The organism is Aeromicrobium sp. (assembly GCF_049586495.1).
GTDB lineage: Bacteria > Actinomycetota > Actinomycetes > Propionibacteriales > Nocardioidaceae > Aeromicrobium.
The window spans coordinates 1-4,623 of the sequence record NZ_JBAVCB010000012.1; the positions used below are offsets into that span (position 1 = coordinate 1).

At 68.3% G+C, this 4,623-nt stretch carries 5 protein-coding genes; 4 read left to right on the forward strand and 1 reads right to left on the reverse strand.

The window, feature by feature from the left end; all coding sequences use genetic code 11:
• On the forward strand, window positions 1–977 hold a 977-nt coding region (locus tag WB508_RS00410; RefSeq protein WP_423842891.1), incomplete at its 5' end, for an FAD-linked oxidoreductase.
• 16 nt (window positions 978–993) lie between these two features.
• Here WB508_RS00410 and WB508_RS00415 read toward each other — a convergent pair.
• Window positions 994–1,506, reverse strand: coding sequence for a hypothetical protein (locus tag WB508_RS00415; RefSeq protein WP_423842892.1), 513 nt, complete (start codon window positions 1,504–1,506; stop codon window positions 994–996).
• A gap of 109 nt (window positions 1,507–1,615) precedes the next feature.
• Between WB508_RS00415 and WB508_RS00420 the strand changes: the two genes are divergently transcribed.
• The 3 genes from WB508_RS00420 to WB508_RS00430 are packed head-to-tail and all read left to right on the forward strand — an operon-like array spanning window position 1,616 to window position 4,535.
• Window positions 1,616–3,268 carry an FAD-binding dehydrogenase gene (locus tag WB508_RS00420; RefSeq protein ID WP_423842893.1) on the forward strand — a complete coding sequence of 551 codons (1,653 nt, stop codon included), beginning with the start codon at window positions 1,616–1,618 and terminating at the stop codon, window positions 3,266–3,268.
• Between the two features lie 21 nt (window positions 3,269–3,289).
• Window positions 3,290–3,673, forward strand: a complete 384-nt coding sequence (locus WB508_RS00425; RefSeq protein ID WP_423842894.1) for a DUF1304 domain-containing protein — start codon at window positions 3,290–3,292, stop codon at window positions 3,671–3,673.
• Between the two features lie 46 nt (window positions 3,674–3,719).
• Window positions 3,720–4,535: an exodeoxyribonuclease III gene (locus tag WB508_RS00430; RefSeq protein WP_423842895.1), complete on the forward strand. Its 816-nt coding sequence runs from the start codon at window positions 3,720–3,722 to the stop codon at window positions 4,533–4,535.
• Window positions 4,536–4,623 lie beyond the last annotated feature (88 nt).

The following is a 4,623-nucleotide window of genomic DNA, read 5'->3' on the forward strand; positions in this document are numbered from 1 at the left end:
GCGGATCACTACCCGACTGGGGCTCGGCGGTCCCCCGCACCGAGCTTGACGACAAGATCTTCCGCACCGCCGTCGAGTCGGGCGCCACCGCCGTCGAAGGGGCGCGGGCGATCGACGTCGAGCGCGACTCCGCCGGTCGCGTCACCGCCGTGACGTTCCGGGTCGGGGGCGACAAGACCCCACACACCATCACCTGCGAGCGTCTCGTGATCGCCGATGGCGTCCGGTCCTCGCTGGGCCGCGTGCTCGGCCGCGAGTGGCATCGCGAGACCGCGTACGGCGTCGCGGGCCGCTCCTACGTCAAGTCCGGCCGCAGCGACGATCCATGGATCTCCTCGCACCTGGAGCTGCGCGGAGAAGACGACGAGCTGCTCCCCGGCTACGGCTGGATCTTCCCGCTGTCCGACGGCGAGGTAAATCTCGGCGTGGGTGCGCTGGCCACGGCCAAACGTCCCGCCGATCTGCAGATCCGGCCGCTGATGGAGTACTACGCGTCGCTGCGTCGCACCGAGTGGGACCTCAGCGGCGAACTGCGGATGCCCACCAGTGCGCTGCTCCCCATGGGCGGCGCCGTGTCCGGTGTCGCCGGCCCCAACTGGATCCTGGTGGGTGACGCCGCTGGATGCGTCAACCCGCTCAACGGCGAGGGCATCGACTACGGCCTCGAGACCGGTCGCGTCGGCGCCGAGCTGCTGACCACCGAACCCGACCTGAGCCAGGCGTGGCCCGCCCTGCTCACGCATCACTACGGCGAGGCGTTCTCGATCGCGCGTCGCATGGCCGGTCTCCTGACCGTGCCGCGGCTGCTCCCGGCTGCTGGGCCGATCGGCATGCGATCGCACCGCATGATGACCGTCGCGCTCCGGGTCATGGGCAATCTGGTCACCGACGAGGATCGCGACATCACCGCACGCCTGTGGCGATGGGCGGGCCGCCAGTCGGTCAAGCTCGACGACCGCCCCCCGTTTGCCTCCTGAGCCCGGTGCGGGTGACTCAGGCGGCGGGCGGAGGAGGTGTGTCGCCGCCGCCCCTCTTCATCTCAGGGATCTTTTCTCCGGAGCTGCGGAAGGACAACACCGTGAACACCGTGAGCGCGATGGCCGCGATCCACAACAGGTAGCCGGACCAACCGGGACCGACGCTGAGACCGGCCACATCCGCACCACCGGGGAACAGTGCACGCAGGATCAGCAGCAACGTCCCAAGGCCCGCCGTCGCCGCCGCCACGAGGTTCCAGGGAATGCCATCGGGCAGATTGTCGTTGGCAAACGCCTTGATCGCCACGATCGCCGTCGACGCCAGGATCAGGAGCACACCGAGGGTCGCATAGCTGGTCCACGCATTGGTGCCTGCCGAGACGCTTCCCAACGCCACCGATCCCGGCCCGTCGTACGAGACCGTCACGTAGCTGCCCACGAAGGACAGCAGAATCGCCAGCACGCCCGAGATCAGCGCGCCTTGGTCATTCTTGTCCAGTGACGTGAAGTCAGCGGCCATGATCACCATCTCCCAACAATGAAGGTTCCTTCGAATCTAGCGCGTCCTGGCCCCTGAATCGCAGATCTTGACGATCTCGTGAATCGCGTGGCGTGACAGTGCGGCAGACTCATCGCCCATGAGCGCAGATGTCGTCGTCGTCGGGGCGGGACTGGCCGGCCTGGTCGCCACCGCCGAACTGGTCGAGGCTGGCCGCACCGTCGTGCTGGTGGACCAAGAGGGCGAGCAGAACCTCGGCGGCCAGGCGTTCTGGTCCTTCGGCGGCCTGTTCCTGGTGGACTCGCCGCAGCAGCGCCGCATGGGCATCAAGGATTCAGTCGACCTCGCGATGCAGGACTGGGCGGGCAGCGCGCAGTTCGACCGCGACGACGATGCTTGGCCGCGCCGTTGGGCCGAGGCGTACGTGCATTTCGCCGCTGGGGAGAAGCGCACCTGGCTCAAGGAGCGCGGCCACCAGGTGTTTCCTGTCGTCGGCTGGGCCGAGCGCGGTGGCGGGCTGGCCGGCGGGCACGGCAACTCCGTCCCCCGCTTCCACATCACGTGGGGCACCGGGCCCGGCATCGTCGAACCCTTCGAGAAGATCGTCCGCCAAGGCGTGGAGCAGGGCCTCGTGACGTTCGCGTTCCGCCATCGGGTCGACGAGATCGTCATGTCCAACAGGTCGGTCACCGGGATCCGCGGCCAGGTGCTCGAGCCGACTGCGGTCGAGCGGGGAGCATCGTCGTCGCGCACGCCCGTCGGCGACTTCGAGCTCGCGGCGCAGGCCGTGATCGTGACGTCCGGCGGCATCGGCGGCAACCACGACCTGGTGCGCGCAGCATGGCCCGAACGGCTTGGCACTCCCCCGGAGCACATGATCTCCGGCGTGCCGCAACATGTCGACGGCCGCATGCTGGCCATTGCCGAAGCGGCCGGTGCCAGCCACATCAACCGCGATCGCATGTGGCACTACGTCGAGGGCATCAAGAACTGGGCCCCGATCTGGCCCATGCACGGCATCCGGATCCTGCCCGGCCCATCGTCGCTGTGGCTCGACGGCGGCGGGTCCCGGCTGCCGGTGCCAGGACTGCCTGGATTCGACACGCTCGGCACCTTGAAGCTGTTGCGGGCCAGCGGCCACGACCATTCGTGGTTCGTGCTCACCCAGGCGATCATCGAGAAGGAGTTCGCGCTCTCGGGCCAGGAGCAGAACCCCGATCTGACCGGCCGCAGCGTCCGCACCTTGCTCAAGGAACGGCTCTCCTCCGGTGCCACCGGCCCGGTCGAGGCGTTCAAGGACAACGGCGAGGACTTCGTGGTCGCCGACACGATCGAGGATCTGGTGGCTGGCATGAACCGGTTGACCCCGGACTCCCCCGTTGATCTCGAACATGTGCGGCGTCAGGTCGTCGAGCGGGATCGTGAGCTGGCCAACGACTTCACGAAGGACCTGCAGATCGCGGCGATGCGCCAGGCTCGCGCCTACCGGGGCGACAAGCTGGTCCGCGTGGCGACGCCACACGAGATCCTCGATCCGAAGAAGGGTCCGCTCATCGCGGTCCGTCTGCACGTGTTGACCCGCAAGTCACTTGGCGGCCTCGAGACCGATCTGGACTCGCGTGTCCTGGGAGCCGGCGGCGATCCGATCGACGGCCTCTACGCAGCCGGCGAAGTGGCCGGTTTCGGTGGAGGCGGCATGCACGGCTACAACTCCTTGGAGGGCACCTTCCTCGGCGGGTGCCTTTTCTCGGGCCGTGCTGCGGGCCGCGCCGCTGCTCGCCAGGTGGGTTGAGGCAGGTCTAGGGTCACTGCCATGACAGCAATCGCCCTGGTACTAGCCGGACTTGCGGCTGCGCTGCACGTGTTCATCTGGACGATGGAGTCCATCACGTGGCGCCAGCCCGGCACGTGGCGGCGATTCGGCCTGCGCACACAGGATGAGGCTGACGCCACGGCCCCGCTGGCCTACAACCAGGGGTACTACAACCTGTTTCTCGCGATCATCGCCGCCGTCGGCATCGTCTTGGTGATCGCCGACCAGAACGCCGCCGGGTGGGCTTTGGTTCTGGCCTCGTGCGGCTCCATGCTGGCCGCCTCTGTGGTGCTGCGCTCAGGCGGAGCCGTCTACACGCAGGCCGCGCTCACGCAGGGAGCCGTGCCGTTGCTGGCCGTCGTCGCTGCGGCCATCGCAGCCTGAACCACCGCACCTCGGAGCGTCGGTCGCCCCCGTTAGGGTGACGGGCGTGCTTCGCATCGCCACCGTCAACGTCAACGGCATCCGTGCCGCCTACAACAAGCTCCGCGGCCAGAGCACCGGCATCGCCGAGTGGCTCGCCGACCGCGACGCTGACATCGTCACGCTGCAGGAAGTGCGTGCCCCCGACGAGATCCTGCGCGAGCTGGTGGCCGACACCGGCTACCACGTCGTGCACACCGAGGCGGTCGCCAAGGGCCGGGCCGGCGTGGCCGTGCTGAGCAGGAACGAACCGGTGGCGCATCGCGTCGGCAACGGCGACGAGCTGTTCGACGACGCTGGCCGGTGGGTCGAGTCCGACATCAGATTGCCTGACGGCTCCACCCTCACCGTCGCGTCGGCCTACGTGCACTCCGGCGAAGCCGGCACTCCCAAGCAGGGCGACAAGATGCGCTTCCTCGAGGCCATGGGCACCCGCATGGCCGCCATCAGTGCATCAGGCGGGCACGGACTGGTGACCGGTGACCTCAACGTCGGCCACACCGAGCGCGACATCAAGAACTGGAAGGGCAACCGCAAGAAGGCCGGTTTTCTTCCTGAGGAACGCGCCCACTTCGACCACTGGTTTGACGATCTGGGCTGGGTCGACGTGCACCGCCACCTGGCCGGTGATGTCGACGGCCCGTACACGTGGTGGTCCATGCGCGGACAGGCCTTCGACACCGACACCGGCTGGCGCATCGACTACCAGCTGGCCACTCCCGACCTGGCCGCCGCCGCCCGTACCGTTGCCGTCGATCGGGCCGAGAGCTGGGCCGAGCGCTGGTCCGATCACGCTCCCCTGGTCGTCGACTACGACCTCTGACCGCGGCCGAAGGGGCCCACACCCACCTGGATGCGGGCCCCTCGGCACGTCAGGTCAGTTGAACCTGACCTCCATCGTGGTGCCCTTC

Excerpts from the sequence above, each read along its gene's own strand:
- WB508_RS00425 (WP_423842894.1), top strand. The coding sequence starts at position 3,290 with ATGACAGCAATCGCCCTGGTACTAGCCGGACTTGCGGCTGCGCTGCAC.
- WB508_RS00415 (WP_423842892.1), bottom strand. The coding sequence starts at position 1,506 with ATGGTGATCATGGCCGCTGACTTCACGTCACTGGACAAGAATGACCAA.
- WB508_RS00420 (WP_423842893.1), top strand. The coding sequence starts at position 1,616 with ATGAGCGCAGATGTCGTCGTCGTCGGGGCGGGACTGGCCGGCCTGGTC.